The 14,064-nt window shown below is 58.0% G+C and carries 12 protein-coding genes; 7 read left to right on the plus strand and 5 right to left on the minus strand.

Translation table 11 applies throughout. The annotated features are described in order from the left end of the window. Nucleotides 1-34: 34 nt before the first annotated feature. The 7 genes from ACWIGM_RS10230 to ACWIGM_RS10260 all read left to right on the plus strand — a co-directional run bounded on the left by ACWIGM_RS10230 (nt 35) and on the right by ACWIGM_RS10260 (nt 8,201). Nucleotides 35-1,672 carry a class I adenylate-forming enzyme family protein gene (locus tag ACWIGM_RS10230; RefSeq protein WP_454025834.1) on the plus strand — a complete coding sequence of 546 codons (1,638 nt, stop codon included), beginning with the start codon at nt 35-37 and terminating at the stop codon, nt 1,670-1,672. Between the two features lies 1 nt (nt 1,673). After that, nucleotides 1,674-2,828, plus strand: coding sequence for a thiolase family protein (locus ACWIGM_RS10235; protein ID WP_454025835.1), 1,155 nt, complete (start codon nt 1,674-1,676; stop codon nt 2,826-2,828). Between the two features lies 1 nt (nt 2,829). Next, nucleotides 2,830-3,243 (plus strand): Zn-ribbon domain-containing OB-fold protein, encoded by a 414-nt coding sequence (locus ACWIGM_RS10240; RefSeq protein ID WP_454025836.1) that lies wholly within the window; start codon nt 2,830-2,832, stop codon nt 3,241-3,243. 425 nt (nt 3,244-3,668) lie between these two features. After that, nucleotides 3,669-5,339 carry a peptide ABC transporter substrate-binding protein gene (locus ACWIGM_RS10245; RefSeq protein ID WP_454025837.1) on the plus strand — a complete coding sequence of 557 codons (1,671 nt, stop codon included), beginning with the start codon at nt 3,669-3,671 and terminating at the stop codon, nt 5,337-5,339. 1 nt (nt 5,340) lies between these two features. After that, the gene (locus ACWIGM_RS10250; protein ID WP_454025838.1) at nt 5,341-6,291 is read left to right on the plus strand and encodes an ABC transporter permease; all 951 of its coding nucleotides are present in this window, start codon (nt 5,341-5,343) and stop codon (nt 6,289-6,291) included. A gap of 16 nt (nt 6,292-6,307) precedes the next feature. Next, nucleotides 6,308-7,189 (plus strand): ABC transporter permease, encoded by an 882-nt coding sequence (locus ACWIGM_RS10255; protein WP_454025839.1) that lies wholly within the window; start codon nt 6,308-6,310, stop codon nt 7,187-7,189. Between the two features lie 277 nt (nt 7,190-7,466). Beyond that, nucleotides 7,467-8,201, plus strand: coding sequence for an IclR family transcriptional regulator (locus ACWIGM_RS10260; protein WP_454025840.1), 735 nt, complete (start codon nt 7,467-7,469; stop codon nt 8,199-8,201). A 59-nt stretch (nt 8,202-8,260) separates the two neighbouring features. On the opposite strand, the gene ACWIGM_RS10265 is transcribed toward ACWIGM_RS10260, so the two are convergent. From ACWIGM_RS10265 to dapA, 5 genes are all read right to left on the minus strand, one after another. Next, nucleotides 8,261-8,986, minus strand: a complete 726-nt coding sequence (locus ACWIGM_RS10265; RefSeq protein ID WP_454025841.1) for a helix-turn-helix domain-containing protein — start codon at nt 8,984-8,986, stop codon at nt 8,261-8,263. 547 nt (nt 8,987-9,533) lie between these two features. Then, nucleotides 9,534-10,502, minus strand: coding sequence for an ornithine cyclodeaminase family protein (locus ACWIGM_RS10270; protein WP_454025842.1), 969 nt, complete (start codon nt 10,500-10,502; stop codon nt 9,534-9,536). Between the two features lie 67 nt (nt 10,503-10,569). After that, the gene (locus ACWIGM_RS10275) at nt 10,570-11,580 is read right to left on the minus strand and encodes a Bug family tripartite tricarboxylate transporter substrate binding protein (RefSeq protein ID WP_454025843.1); all 1,011 of its coding nucleotides are present in this window, start codon (nt 11,578-11,580) and stop codon (nt 10,570-10,572) included. 41 nt (nt 11,581-11,621) lie between these two features. Next, nucleotides 11,622-13,073, minus strand: coding sequence for an FAD-binding oxidoreductase (locus ACWIGM_RS10280; protein WP_454025844.1), 1,452 nt, complete (start codon nt 13,071-13,073; stop codon nt 11,622-11,624). A gap of 14 nt (nt 13,074-13,087) precedes the next feature. Continuing rightward, on the minus strand, nt 13,088-13,987 hold the full coding sequence (dapA, locus tag ACWIGM_RS10285) for a 4-hydroxy-tetrahydrodipicolinate synthase (protein WP_454025845.1): 900 nt from the start codon (nt 13,985-13,987) through the stop codon (nt 13,088-13,090). Nucleotides 13,988-14,064 lie beyond the last annotated feature (77 nt).

Here is a 14,064-nt window from a genome sequence, read left to right on the forward strand (position 1 = left end):
ATTGGCCAAGGCCTGACATGTCTGCAAACTGGAGATGGACATAGTGGAGAACGGTATACGGCCTGCTGCTTGGTCGGCGGCTGAACAGGAGCCTCTTCCAGCGACGATCCAGCAATTGCTGGATGACACGGCGGCGCGCTTTCCAAGCCGGCCGCTCTGGCGGTCGATGGAGGGGGAGAATGAGCTCTTGAGCTACGAAGAGATTCGGCGCTCATCCATCCGATGCGCCAATGCTTTTCGCAGCCTGGGTGTTCGCAAAGGCACGCATGTCGCGCTGATGCTGCCGAATGTTCCAGCTTTTCTTGTGTCCTGGATCGCATTGTGCCGGCTGGGTGCGGTGGGTGTTCTGGTCAATACAGCGAGCACCGACACCGAATTGGAACGCATTGTCCTCGAGACGGACGTCGCGTTTCTCGTCATCGATCGTGCATTTCTCGACAGGTTTACGAACCTGTCGCCGGGCGTCGCCTTTGACGACCGGCATGTCATTGTTCACGGCGCCGGCCCCTGGCAAGCCCCCTCGCCAGAGGCGCATGATTGGGCAGCCCTGGTTGAAGCGGCCGCTATCGGGGAGAGCGATCATCCTGTCGTCGGTCTCGACGATATAGCAGGGATCCTATTCACATCCGGATCGAGCGGCGTGCCCAAAGGCTGCATGCTGTCCCATCGCTACTGGCTCACTATCGGAAAGGCCAGGTCAGTACTGGGCCCCTCGCCTGCCAGTGTAATGGTTGACACCCCAATGTTTTACATGGGCTGTCTCTGGAAGATCCTGATGGCCGTTTACTGTGGTGCAACAATCAACGTCGCGCCGAGACTGAGCCTCAGCCGTCTCATCGATCGCATCGTCGAAAACGATATCGAATTCTGTACGCTTACCGCGCCGGCGGCCACGCTGCCACCCGATCCGCGCCTGAAAGCATCTTCGCTCAAATGGCTGACGACGTACGGCCTTGCCAAGGAGCTTCACGCTGGAATGGAGGAGCGTTTTGGCGTCCCCGTGCGCGAGATCTACGGCATGACCGAGGTCGGCTCGGTGCTATCCATGCCGGTCGAGGACACGACCATGGTCGGATCCGGTTCATGTGGCCTTCCGGCGGCCTTCCGCACTTGCAAGCTCATGATGGACGGCCACGAGGTCGAGGGCGACGGTCCTGGCGAGCTATGGGTGGCCGGCCAGGGCTTGTTCAGCGGCTACTACAAGAAAGATGACGCCACCAAGGCAGCGTTCGAAGGAAACTGGTTCAAGACGGGAGATCTCTTTCGGCGCGATTCCAATGGCTACTACTTCATGCTGGGCCGAATAAAGGATGTCATTCGCCGCAGCAGCGAGAACATCTCGGCAGCCGAAGTCGAGATGGTCGTCATGGCGATCGAAGGCGTTCTGGACGCGGCCGCCGTCCCTGTCCCCGATGCGTTTCGGGGGGAAGAGGTCAAGATTGTGGTGACGAGGGCCCCGACGCCCGCAGGCGAAACGCTCACCGCGACGAAGATCGTCGCCGCCTGCAAGGAAGTCCTGTCTGCATACAAGGTGCCGCGATTTGTCCAGTTTCTGGATCAAATGCCCAAAACGGCGTCCGCCAAAATCGACAAGGTCAAGCTGAAGGCCGAGGCGTCGATAATGACGTCCAGCATTTTCGACGCGACGCAAAACAGCCGAGAGGGTCAATAAGGTGAAATCACACAGCGTCGGGATCGTGGGCTATGGAAGTTCCGCCTACCACAAGGATGCACAGCAACCCACTTTCGCCTATCTCGCGGATGCAGCTGCCGCCTGTATCGCCAATGCAGGAATTCCCAAATCCGACATCGACGGACTGACATTGAGTTCGTTCATGGCCCCGCCAGACAACGCGGTCACTTTGGCCGAGTATCTCGGGTTGGAGCTCAATTGGGCTCAGGTGTTCACTGCGGGTGGAGCTGGGCCCATCGCCACGATCCTTGATGCCGTGCGAGCGGTCGAGGCGGGCGTGGCGAACTGCGTGCTCTGTCTGGGGGGCGACTCCCGCACGATGGACGAATTTCGGAAATCGATCTCAAATTTCACGACCGCGATAGCGAATTATGCCACTCCGCTCAACTTCGGTGGCATGAATGGCTTCTTCTCGATGATCCAGCGTCGCCACATGCATGAATATGGCACGAAGCGCGAGCAGTTGGGTCGTATCGCCGTTGATCAGCGTTATAATGCGCTGAGGAATCCGCAGGCGATCTTTAAAACGCCACTCACGCTGGATGATTACCTCAACGCCCGGCTGATCGCCGACCCTTTCCGCCTGTATGACTGTCCGATGCCGGCTTCAGGCGCCGACGCGATCCTGGTGGCGCCACTTGACCGCGCCAAGCCTGGCAAAGGAGTGCGCATTCTATCTGGATTTCAACGCCATAACCACCTACGCGGCGAAGTCTCGCCGCTGCGTTTCGGCTGGGAGAGATTTCGCGAAGATCTCTTTGCAGAGGCTGCTGTCGAACACGGCGATTTGGACTTCGTCCAAGTCTATGACGACTACCCGATCATGTGCTCAATCCAACTTGAGGATCTCGGGTTCTGCGCCAAGGGTGACGCAGGTCCATTCCTCGATAGACATCGCATGACATTCGATGGCGACTTCCCGCTGAACACCGGTGGCGGCCAATTGTCCTGTGCGGCGACGGCGGGCGGCGGCGGTCTGATCGGGACAGTAGAAGCGGTCTGCCAGCTTCGTGGCGAGGCAGGTGAGAGGCAGGTCCAAAGCGCGACCCTCGGGCTCGTCAGCGGATTTGGAATGGTGTCCTACGGGCATGGCCTTTCAACTAGTGCGATGATTCTTGAAAACGTGAGGAACTGAGATGGAATTTCCCCAGCCCACGGAAGACGCCGTCAATACATCGATGCTGAAAGCGTGGCGCGCCCATGGTCAATTGCTTCTGCAGCATTGCCAAGGCTGCGGGCACGTCTTCTTCTATCCACGAAATCGCTGCCCGGAGTGCTGGTCCGCAGAACTGGAAAATAAGCCGTCTTGCGGCAGGGGCGAGATTCATACCTTCTCTATCGTGCATCGTGGCGTCGATGCGGCGTTTCGGGCGCAGGGCACGGCTGTCGCCATGGCTGTCGTCAAGACTGAGGAGGGGCCGCAAGTGATTACTCGTATCGTGGCTGACGATCTTTCTGGCGTCGCTATTGGTCAAACCGTCACGTTATACGCAGGCAACGACCGTGGCGGATATCCCCTACCCGTTTATTCTTTGAATATTGGCACGTAAGGCCTTCAACCTCTGAGCTTGTCCCAAGGCCGCGACGGGTCATTCAAACAAGGGAGGCGGCCTTCCTCAGCGTCGAGGCACGGTCGCCCCTTGTCGCGCACCCGGCAACTCTGGAGAGGTTGACAAAATATAAAAGCCCATTACAATGCATGATATCGCATTACAATATAAAATATCAAAAAGGGGAATAACAGGGAAGTTGCGCTCGAGCCCGAATGCGACGGGTCGGCGCCAGCGATCGACCTTCATGGCTGTCGGGATAGCTCATATGATCAGAGCGGCATTCGACAAGTCAGGAATTTCCACGCGTGACCAAGACGCTCGTGCCTGCGGGGCGATAGAACCCGACAGCGCGAGCCTTGGCTTGGCACGCTGAGAGGATCGGAAGTCCGTCCTTTCAAGCAACCGTTTTCGGAGGAATTGGCATGTCGAGTGGCTCGTCTAACCACAATGGTTCTCGCGGATCTCAATTCGGACTTACCCGCCGGTCAGTCATCGCAATTCCACCTGCCCTCATGCTGAGCCGGGCAGCCGGCGCCCAGGAGAAGTCACGCCCCAAGGGACAGAAGGGCCAAATCATCATCGGCTTCACGCAGGAACCGACGGTGTTCAACCCGTTGATGGCGCGTATCGAAGTCGATCAAGGGATTCAGTTCGCCCTCTTTAACCCCCTGTGGCGCGCGGAACCGGACGGAACGTTCGTTCCCGAGCTCGCCGCGGAAGTGCCGAGCCTCGAGAACGGCGGCATCTCCGCCGATGGTTTGACCTGGACGGTCAAGCTGAAGAAAGACGTGAAATGGCATGACGGCAAGGAATTTACCGCCGAAGACGTGAAACACACCTTGGAGTTGCTCAATAACCCTGCGTTTAAGGCCTATACCCGTCAAGGCCATGCGCTGGTGCGAGACATCACCGTAAAAAATTCGCATGAGCTGATTTGGACGATGACGAGGGCATATGCGCCCTATCTCACCCTGTTGACTTGGACTTTTATAATCCCGAAGCATGCCTTCGCCAACGTTACCGATCCGAATACCGCACCGTTCAATTCTGCTCCGATCGGGACGGGGCCGTTCAAATGGGGCAAGCGCGTCGCTGGCGAAAGCGTCACGCTGGTCGCGAATACCGAGTATTTCGGCGACGGCCCTTATGTCGAGCGCGTACTCTATAATTATATTCCCGATCAAAACGTCTCATACACCCAATTCAAAACCGGCCAAATCGACTATCATGGCTACTACGGCATCGCTTCCCAGTATTATAAGGAAGCCAAATCGCTTCCCGATCGGAAGGTGTACGTCACGAGCTCAAATCAGGTCGAAGGCTTCATCTTCAATTTTGGAAAGCCTCTCTTCCAAGATAAAGCTGTGCGTCAAGCGATGTATCTCGGCTTGAACAAGAAGGCGATAATCGATCTGGTCTATTACGGCCTGCCTACAGGTGCGGAATCCTACCTGTTCCAGACGTCCTGGGCCTATAACTCAAATCTTCCCAAGCACGTCTTCGACATCGCCGCCGGAAACAAGCTTCTGGACGAGTCCGGCTGGACGAAAGGCTCCGATGGGGTGAGGGCAAAGGCGGGCGTTCGGCTTGAATTCACTGTGGCGACCGTTTCTGGCAATCCGCAGCGAGAGCAAATCCTTCAGCTTGCACAGCAAGACTGGAAGAAACTCGGCATTATCGCTCAAATTAAGACCATGCCCGCCGCAGTCGTGTTTGGGGAATACTACACGCAATCTCAGTTCGATTGCATGCTTGGCGCGAGCACGTACGGGACAGGTGCCGACCCAGATCCTACCTCGCGCTTCAGCTCTACCGCGATACCTGTTCAGGGCGGCTCGGGAACAAACTTCTACCAGTACAAGAACCCCGAAGTCGACAAGCTCCTTCAGATCGGCCAGACCTCGTTCAAGCAGTCAGACCGCAAGGCTGCCTATGAGCGCATCCAAGCCATCATCCGCGATGACCTTGTCATCCTCCCCATTTGCCAACCTGCGCCTGTGGAGGGGACCAAGGCAAAACTAGCCGGTTTCCGTGCGAACGCGAATGTTTCCGCGAATTGCTGGAATATCGGTAGCTGGTACTGGGAATCCTGACATGGGCCGCTACCTTTCCCAACGTCTCGCGACCGCCATCTTACTGCTGCTCGGCGTCTCGGCCCTGGGGTTCCTCATCCTGCGTCTTGCTCCGGGAGGGCCGCTTTCCCTCCTGGTCGCGACGGGCGATCTGTCCCACGACGATATCGAGAGATTGACGCGGCAGATGGGGTTGGACGCTCCATTGCCCCTTCAGTATCTTCGTTGGCTAGGCGATATGCTGACAGGCGACTGGGGGCGGTCATATCGCGATCAACTACCCGTTCTTCAAATCATCGCGTCGCGCCTCGGCGCCACCTTGCTTCTCATGCTGACGTCTACCGCGATCGCCGTGATTGTCGGTGGGTGGGTTGGCGTCATCAGCGGCGTCAAACGCGGAAGTCGCTTTGACAATGCAGCATCGACGATATTTGTCGCGCTCATTTCCATCCCGACCTTTTGGCTGGGTCTGGTCGCCATCTATATTTTTTCGGTGACGCTTGGATGGCTCCCTGCTGGCAACCGCCAGACGCCCGGCGACGGGTCGCTCACCGACGTCCTGAAGCATCTGATCCTTCCAGCAAGTGTACTGGCTATGGTCCATGTCGCGGTCTGGAGCCGCTACATGCGAGCCTCCGTTATCGACGCAATCTCGCAGGACTATATTCGCACGGCGAGGTCAAAGGGGGTCTCCGAGGCCAGGGTTCTTTGGAAGCATGTGCTTCCGAACTCCCTTCTGCCCATGATCTCGATCGCCGGCATGCATTTGCCAGCGCAACTTGGCGGAGCGCTCGTCACAGAAACGGTCTTTACATGGCCGGGAATGGGCAGGCTCTTCATGGATTCACTGAACTACCGTGACTACCCGGTGGTTCTGGGGGTACTGATGCTTACAGCGATCTTGACGTTGCTGGGCAGCCTTCTCGCCGACATTTGCTACGCGATTGCCGATCCTCGCATACGGCCCAACTAATCTCGGGTGAAATGTCATGGAAGATATTGCTGCATCAATGCCGCCAATTGGCGGACCTGCTTCCAGTAAAAACGCAGTTAGAAAGAAAAACTCGCGCGCATTCTATGCTGCTGTGTTCATCCTTTTAATGATCGCGGCATGCGCCTGCATCCCATTCGCATTGCCCTGGAGCGACACCGAGACAGACATTCTCAACAGATTGCAGAGCCCAGGCTTAAGTGCGCATCTGGCGGGCACGGACGAACTGGGGCGTGATCTGCTGGCAAGGCTTCTTGTCGCGGGCCGCATTTCGCTATCAGTGGGCGTCGCAGCAATGGCCATGAGTATGGTCATCGGCGTGGTTCTCGGGCTGGTCGCGGGCTTTTACGCCGGGCCTGTGGGAAACACGATTATGCGCCTCGTCGACGTTGCTTTGTGCTTCCCCAGCGTTTTCCTCATGTTGACGCTCTCAGCCCTGCTATCACCCAACGTGGTGACCCTCATCGTTCTCATCGCCTGCACGTCGTGGATGGAAATTGCGCGCATCGTGCAGGCCCAGGTCGCCTCGTTGAGGAGCCGGGAGTTCGTGCTCGCCGCAGAGTCCGTGGGGTGTCGGGACGGGCACATTATCTTCAAAGTGCTGCTGCCGAACACCATTCCTACCATTTTGGTGGCTGCCACGCTCAACGTCGCCCATGCCATTCTGGCAGAAAGCTATGTCAGTTTTCTCGGATACGGCGTCCAGCCCCCAACTCCAAGCTGGGGCAATATGCTCAATCATGCGCAAGGCTATCTGGGTACTGCGCCATGGATGGCCTTGCTGCCGGGGACACTCATCACCCTGACGGTGCTGAGCTTCCATTTCTTGGGTGAGGGAATCCTGGACCTTTTCGATGTGAGATCCCGCGGGCGAGAGTAAAGAGCCGGGAGCCAGACCCAACGTTCGTGCGCCACGCAGCAACCCGCTGTGTGGCGTTGCCGATAAGCCCGGAACGGTGCTAAAGCTGAAAATCAAGGCAAGATACGGTAGCCAACATGTATTGTCTCCCGTTTCTCACCTGCATTGGAGACCAAGTGAGATTGAAGTAACACATTCAGAATAAAATCTCTGAGGCGCGCTGATAGGAATTCGGACTTTGATACAAAAGAAACAAAACCCAAAGAGTGCTGAAGCGAGTCTCGCAAGCCCTCTCACGGTGAATTCAGTTCAGAAAGCTTTTCGCGTTCTAACGGCCTTCAGCCGTAACGAGCCAAAACTGACGCTTAAGCAGATTTCCGAAAAACTTGAGGTCGATAAAAGTACCGCGCAGCGCTTCACCCACACTTTGGTTGCAATGGGCTACCTCAAGAAGGATCCCGTCACCAAAACGCTTGAGGTGACTGTCAGAATGCTCGACCTGGCGCATATCTATCTGTCGAGCAATCCGCTCGTGGCGGCAGCCATGCCTTATCTCATTCACCTCAAGGAACAGACAGGCGAGACCATCAACCTGACTGTGCTCGATGGGCCTGATGTAGTTTTCGTGTCCCGTATCGTCGGAAGCCATCTGCTGTCGACAGGCGTGATCATTGGCACTCGCCTGCCGGCCTACGCAGCCGCAACGGGATTGGCAATGATGTCAGTTCTGGACGAGGAGGAAGTGCGTCGGTTGCTGGGCATGAGCGATCTCAAGCCGATCGCACCGCAGACGGTATACGATCCGGAAAAAATCCTGCAGCGCGTCAGGAACGCTCGATCGCAAGGCTATGTCCTCAGCGTCGGAGATTACTTCGAAAGCGACATCTCGATCGGCGCCCCGATAGTGTCGAGGGCTGGAAAAGTCATTGGTGGAATTTCACTGTCGGTCTCGTCTGATCGCTTCACTGTCAGGGAAGCAGATGAAAAATTCGCAAAACTTGTTATTTCCGCCGCAAAATCCGTCGATTTGTAGATAAGCTCCATAACCAGCCTTAGGCGAACCGCCGCAGGCGCGCGCCGCAGTCAAAATCATTATAGGTCGACCAGCACCCACAAAACGATTGCGTTTGTCGGGCCTCTTGAGGTCCAGGTGTGTTCTGTAGTGGCATCGTAATAAACCGAGTCGCCCTTGATCAGCTCGAGGGGCTCATAGAGCTGGCTGTGCACGACGAGCGTGCCTTCCAGCACCGTCACGAAGATCTCCGCCTCCGATTTCGCCCAGGTCGCGTACTCGTCCGGTGAGCGTGCCGTTACCGTCGTCAGAATCGGGGTCGCGCGCTTGTTCTTGAGATCGGCGCAGAGCAGGACGTTGTTGCAGGTTCCGGTGGAATGTTTGCTGCCGCTGCCGGCCCGGTTGATGCAGCGGCGCCCGGCGAAGCTTGCCGGATTGACCTCATCCTCGGCCGAGAGGAGAGTCACCAGCTCGACCTCCAGCCCGTGCGCGATGCGCTGGATCGTCGAGATTGTCGGTGACAGCTCGTTGCGCTCGATCTTTGAGAGGGCCGAGGCCGACACGCCGGTCATGGCGCTGACGCTCTGGAGCGTAAGGCGGCGGCTCTTGCGCAGCTTGAGCAGGCGCGCGCCGATATCGACCCCGCGAGCATCTTCGCCATTGCGCGAGGCCTCCGGCGCCTCAGGCGTATCGCCTCGCTCCGCCAACGAGATTTCCGGCATGCTCTTCTCTCTACTCGAGGGCTCGGGCTTGTCCCTTGCCTGTTCATAGTCACGCTTTTTCTCCAATCGAATCGTGCCCTTCATGATACCCTGGCGCGACCTTGCAAGGCTCGCCGCCACGCCCGATCCCGGTGTCGAGCTCGGCGCCGGCCTGATGCCGTGGGACGGCCAGATGAAGCGTCACTTCAACGCCGCAGGGACCGCCGCTTACCGAACAGAGCTAACTCGGCGATACCACGGCCGCCACCGGTGCCGGGCCCAGATTCTGCTGAGCTATTCCCACTAGATGTATCTTGAGCAGGCGGACCGCTTCGATCTGGCCTGGGTCGGCCGCTGGATGGACAATCGCCCGTAGATGCCTAATCGCCGGCCCTGCATCGGCCCGGCCTCAGCATCGAGCGCCATCCTGTATGCTCAAAGCCAGCGGGAGCCTGCCGTCGACCAACTTAAATTGAGCGTCCGAGCTGGGAATTCAGACACTCTGTGCGAGCGGAAACAGACGTTTAGTCGCACTTCGAGATTTGTGTCTCGTCGCGTTCCCCAAAAGCACACGTTCAGAAATCCTAGGAAAGCAGAAGCAGGAGATCGCAGCCTGGAGATGTGGCGAACGTCTATTGCAGGTACCAGTTGCTTATCGTGGAAGAGCGGTGCCGGCACCTGCCTCCATGGCCCGCCTGTGGACCAAGTGCGCGAGGGCTAAATCGGCCAGTGCGAACCCCTTAAATGCAAAGAGGGACCTGGATTCACCCGCAAGCCGATAGCCGGAACTGATGAGGCCTGCCAAATCATGGTCGAACCGAACAGTTTTAACATAATCACCATTGACGTCATACGGTGCTTTTGATTGTTCAAGGCTATCAGTGGCAAGCACATCAAAAGCCGGTAAGTCATCGGGGAACCAGCTTCTGCCCAAATCGACCGCCGAAACGAAGGCATTGGCTTTCAAAATTCGCGCATTCAAGAACGGCTTGAGGCCAGGAGCCCCTGGTACCATCGAAATAACGATGTCGCTTTGAGTGAGAAGATCGCCGTGGTCTTCAACAACCTGGGCTTCCAGCCCATGCGATCGCGCCGCTTGGGCAAGTTGCTCGGCTGATGAGCCGCTGCGGCTGAAGGCCAGAATTTTCTTCAAACCCGGATAGAGATCGAGAAATGCGGAGAGGTGGGCATATGCCTGCAACCCGCACCCGACAAAGCCCATAACGACCGGGTGCTCCGGTGCCATCAGCGAGGCTGCCGCCGCCGACAAGGCGGCTGTACGCACCAATGTAATCTCATCGCCATCTAAAACAGCAACCGGGACCCCCGTGGCGTAATCGTTGAGGACGATTAACCCGTTGATACCAGGCACCCGGCTATTAGGAGGAGTAGGCGCCATCGCGACCCACTTCATCGATGCGATCGAGTCGGCCTCTGAAGCGGCTGCCATCGACTGGAAGCCGTGCCCCGGGCCAATCATCAGGGAGCTTTTGGGGAGACTACGATTCAGCCCCCCGGCATGATCGCGAAAGGCTCGAAGGATTGCTTCGCGAGCTTCGCGGGGCGATATGCCGAGCGATTTCACGTCCGCCCGCGACAGATAGAGCATAGTGTCAAACATGGCGATTTCTCATTTGATTAGCCGACGCGCTCCAATGCGCGATGCTCGCGTGCCCATTCGGTCTCGTTCACTCTTGTTGAATCCCGACCGACTTCACAATTTCGCGGTATTTCTCGGTCTCCCGACCGATGAAATGAGAGAACTCGGTAGGCGACATAGTGCGAGGCGTCGCGCCCATAGCCGCTAGCCGCTGGGATACTCTGCTGTCCGAGAGGATGGTGTTGATATCACAGTTCAGTCGGTCAATGACCTCAATCGGGGTTCGAGCAGGCGCCGCGATGCCCCACCAAGCTGACACATCGTAGTCCGCAAATGTCTCATTCGCCGCCGGCACGTTAGGCAGCAATTTGCTGCGGCTCTTACCCGTTATGGCCAAAGCTTTGACCGCGCCTGACTCGACTTGAGGAATCGCGGTCATGATCGCGTCGATGTAGAGATCGACTTGACCACCGATGAGATCAGTCATCGCCGGCGCGCCACCACGATACATGACGTTGGCGATCTTGATATTGGCTGCGATCTTGAAAAGTTCCCCCGCCAGGTGCGGCAGCGTTCCAGTTCCGGGAAGCGCGAGATTGAGGCTGCCGGGCTTGTCTTTCGCTAATTGCGCGAGCTCGTGCAGAGTACTAGCCCCAAGAGCCTTGCGGGCGAGTATCACTTGCGGCGCGTCGACGAGATACGCAACCGGCTTAAAATCCTTGAAATGGTCGAAACTCAAATTCTTGTAAAAGGACGGGCTGATCGCGTGCGTGCTGATCGTGGCGAGCAATATCGTATGACCGCTTGGCTCAGCTCTTGCCACCGAAGCGGCACCGATATTCCCACCTGCCCCTGCCTTGTTCTCGACGACGACTGCCTGTTTAAGGCGCTGCGCCAACTCTTCTGCGACGAGCCTGCCTATGAGATCCGTCTGTGCGCCTGCGGGAAACGGTACGACGAGAGTGAGAGGACGTTGTGGAAAAGCCGGCGCCAACAAACTGCAATCAGATTGTTGAGCCACAGCATGTGAAGAGCAAGCGACGTATATGAACGCGGCGCCGAGTAGCGCAGGAGATCTTTTGCTGACACTCTTGCCCATTTGCCTGCCTTGAGACACGGATTATGCGGATCGCAGAAGTTCTAAAGGGAACGGTCAATCGGCGAGAAGCGATGATCGATAGCTAGCAGGACACCCGGATTCATCAGATTCTGCGGATCGAACAGCGCCTTGACCTTGCACATCAGCTCGTAGCGTAGCGGATCGGCCAGACGTTCTAGCTCCTCAGTCAGCTTGCGGCCGACGCCGTGCTCGGCGCTGAAGGTCCCGCCGAAGCGGGCAGCGACATCATGGATCGCCTGTTCGACCTCGAGGGCAAACCCATCCTGGTCAATAACTGAAGCCCAGAAATCTCTCTGGAACATGAGAATGTAGTGAACATTCCCGTCGCCGAGATGACAAATTACCTGAGTCACCGCTTGCGGATACCGCTGTACTGCCACGAGGTCGGCCGCAGCGATGAAGGCGGGAACGGCTGAGCATGGGACGGCTACATCATGAACTATGCCAATCCCCTCGCTCTTATTGGCCTCCGACACGGAATGACGCGCATGCCAAAAGTCAGTGGCCTGTTGCATAGAGGTCGCGACGGCCGCATCAAGAGCCTCCCCGTTCTCCAGCGCAGCGCCAACGACCTCTTCGAGGATGGCGGGGAGCGCTGTGGTCGCATCCTCGCTGCCGAGCTCTATCAGGACCGACCAGGCGGGAATTTCCGGGAACGGAAAGCGCACCCGTTCGGCATGCCGGCGCACCAGCTCGAATTGCGAGGCTGAGACCAGCTCGAAGGCTTGGATGTATGAGCCTCCCCGATCCTGCAATGCTGCCAACAGGGCAACCGCTGCAGCGGGATCGGCGACGCTGACCCAGGCATGGGCCGTATTAGGCGTCTGCGGGTGCAGCTTCAGCGCTGCGCCGGTGATGATGCCGATGGTCCCTTCGGCACCGATGAAGAGATGGCGCAGCATGTAGCCGGTATTATCCTTGCGCAGCCCGGCAAGATCAGCGAGCACCCGCCCGTCGGGTAGCACCACTTCGAGCCCAGCGACGAGGTCGCGCATCGGGCCATAGCGGACTACGCCGGTGCCGCCGGCATTGGTCGAGATCAGCCCGCCGATCTGGGCGCTGCCCTCGCTGCCGAGATGCAGCGGAAACTGCCGTCCGGCTTCAATCGCGGCATTGTGGAGATCGCCGAGCACGACGCCGGCGTCGACGGTCGCGACGCCCGCCGCGCGGTCGATGGCGCGGATGCGGTTCATGCGGCGCAGGGACATGACGATGCCTGGCTTGTGCTGGCGATCGCTTTCCGGCACGGCGCCGAAGCACAGTCCGGTATTGCCGCCGACAGGAAAGACCGGCTGGCCTTCGGCGGCGCAGAGCGCGACGACCGCGGAAGCCTCCCGCGTCGAGGCCGGCTGGACCACAGCCAGTGCAGATCCTCGCCTGCGCTGGCGCCAATCGACCAGATATGGCTCCATCTCAGCCAGATCGGTGATCAGCCCTTTCTCGCCGACGATGCTGCGAAGCGTCTCGATCACGGCCTGCTCTCCGCTCAGGCGAGACTGATGGCTTTCGCCTGCTCGGCGGCACTCTTGAGCTTCGACAAGGTCTCGCCGGTCGGTCGCTCAAGGGGGGAGCGAACTCCACCGACGGGCATGCCAGCGAGCGCCATATATTCCTTCAGCGGTCCAGGGTTGGTCTCGAGATAGATCGAGTCGACGACGGGATCGATCTTGTCCTGCAGCTTCAGCGCTTCCTTGAGATTACCGCTGCGGGCCAATTCCAGGATCTCAATCCAGATCTTCGGATAAATCGTCGCGGAGGCGAGCACGCCACCGCGGGCGCCCAATGCCATGTGAGTTGCGAACAATGGCTCCTCGCCCGACAAGACCGAGATCTTATCTCCGGCAAGTTTGAGCGTTCGGATGAAGTCCGGCATGTCGTAGGATGAATATTTCATCCCGATGATCGACCCGTCTTCGGCCATCGCCTGGACCGCATCGGCAAACGCTGCGACGTTCGTACGCCGCGGGATCTGATAAAGAATGACCGGCAAATCCAGCGCATCTCGGTACTGCTTAAAGTAGGCACGCATCCCGCCTTGCGTTCCGGGCGCATAATAGGGAGTGACCGTCATGACGGCCGCTGCTCCAGCCTTTGCGAAATCTTTGCCGGTCTCCAGCGCATCGTGGAATCCCGTTGACAGGACACCGGGTATCACCGGCTTCCCATCCGCAGCGTCGACGCAGGCCCGGACGATGTCCGAACGTTCTTGCCGTGAAAGCGCGGGATATTCCCCGGTACCACCAATAGGGACGATTCCAGCTGCCCCAGCTTCGACCTGGTGCCGGACAAGAGCCACCAAGTTCTCAAAATCGATCGCGTTTTGGGCATCGAGCGGCGTCACGATAGCCGTGAATAAGCCAATCACCTGATCGTGCGTTATCGTCATCGGAGCGATCCCCAATCTGAGGCAAGGAAGAATTGTATCGTAATACAATACTAGTAATTGTAATATCTAACTCGAGA

This window comes from Allobosea sp. NPDC055332, assembly GCF_053645455.1.

Excerpts from the sequence above, each read along its gene's own strand:
- ACWIGM_RS10230 (WP_454025834.1), top strand. The coding sequence starts at position 35 with ATGGACATAGTGGAGAACGGTATACGGCCTGCTGCTTGGTCGGCGGCT.
- ACWIGM_RS10240 (WP_454025836.1), top strand. The coding sequence starts at position 2,830 with ATGGAATTTCCCCAGCCCACGGAAGACGCCGTCAATACATCGATGCTG.
- ACWIGM_RS10245 (WP_454025837.1), top strand. The coding sequence starts at position 3,669 with ATGTCGAGTGGCTCGTCTAACCACAATGGTTCTCGCGGATCTCAATTC.
- ACWIGM_RS10250 (WP_454025838.1), top strand. The coding sequence starts at position 5,341 with ATGGGCCGCTACCTTTCCCAACGTCTCGCGACCGCCATCTTACTGCTG.
- ACWIGM_RS10255 (WP_454025839.1), top strand. The coding sequence starts at position 6,308 with ATGGAAGATATTGCTGCATCAATGCCGCCAATTGGCGGACCTGCTTCC.
- ACWIGM_RS10265 (WP_454025841.1), bottom strand. The coding sequence starts at position 8,986 with ATGAAGGGCACGATTCGATTGGAGAAAAAGCGTGACTATGAACAGGCA.
- ACWIGM_RS10270 (WP_454025842.1), bottom strand. The coding sequence starts at position 10,502 with ATGTTTGACACTATGCTCTATCTGTCGCGGGCGGACGTGAAATCGCTC.
- ACWIGM_RS10275 (WP_454025843.1), bottom strand. The coding sequence starts at position 11,580 with ATGGGCAAGAGTGTCAGCAAAAGATCTCCTGCGCTACTCGGCGCCGCG.
- dapA (WP_454025845.1), bottom strand. The coding sequence starts at position 13,987 with ATGACGATAACGCACGATCAGGTGATTGGCTTATTCACGGCTATCGTG.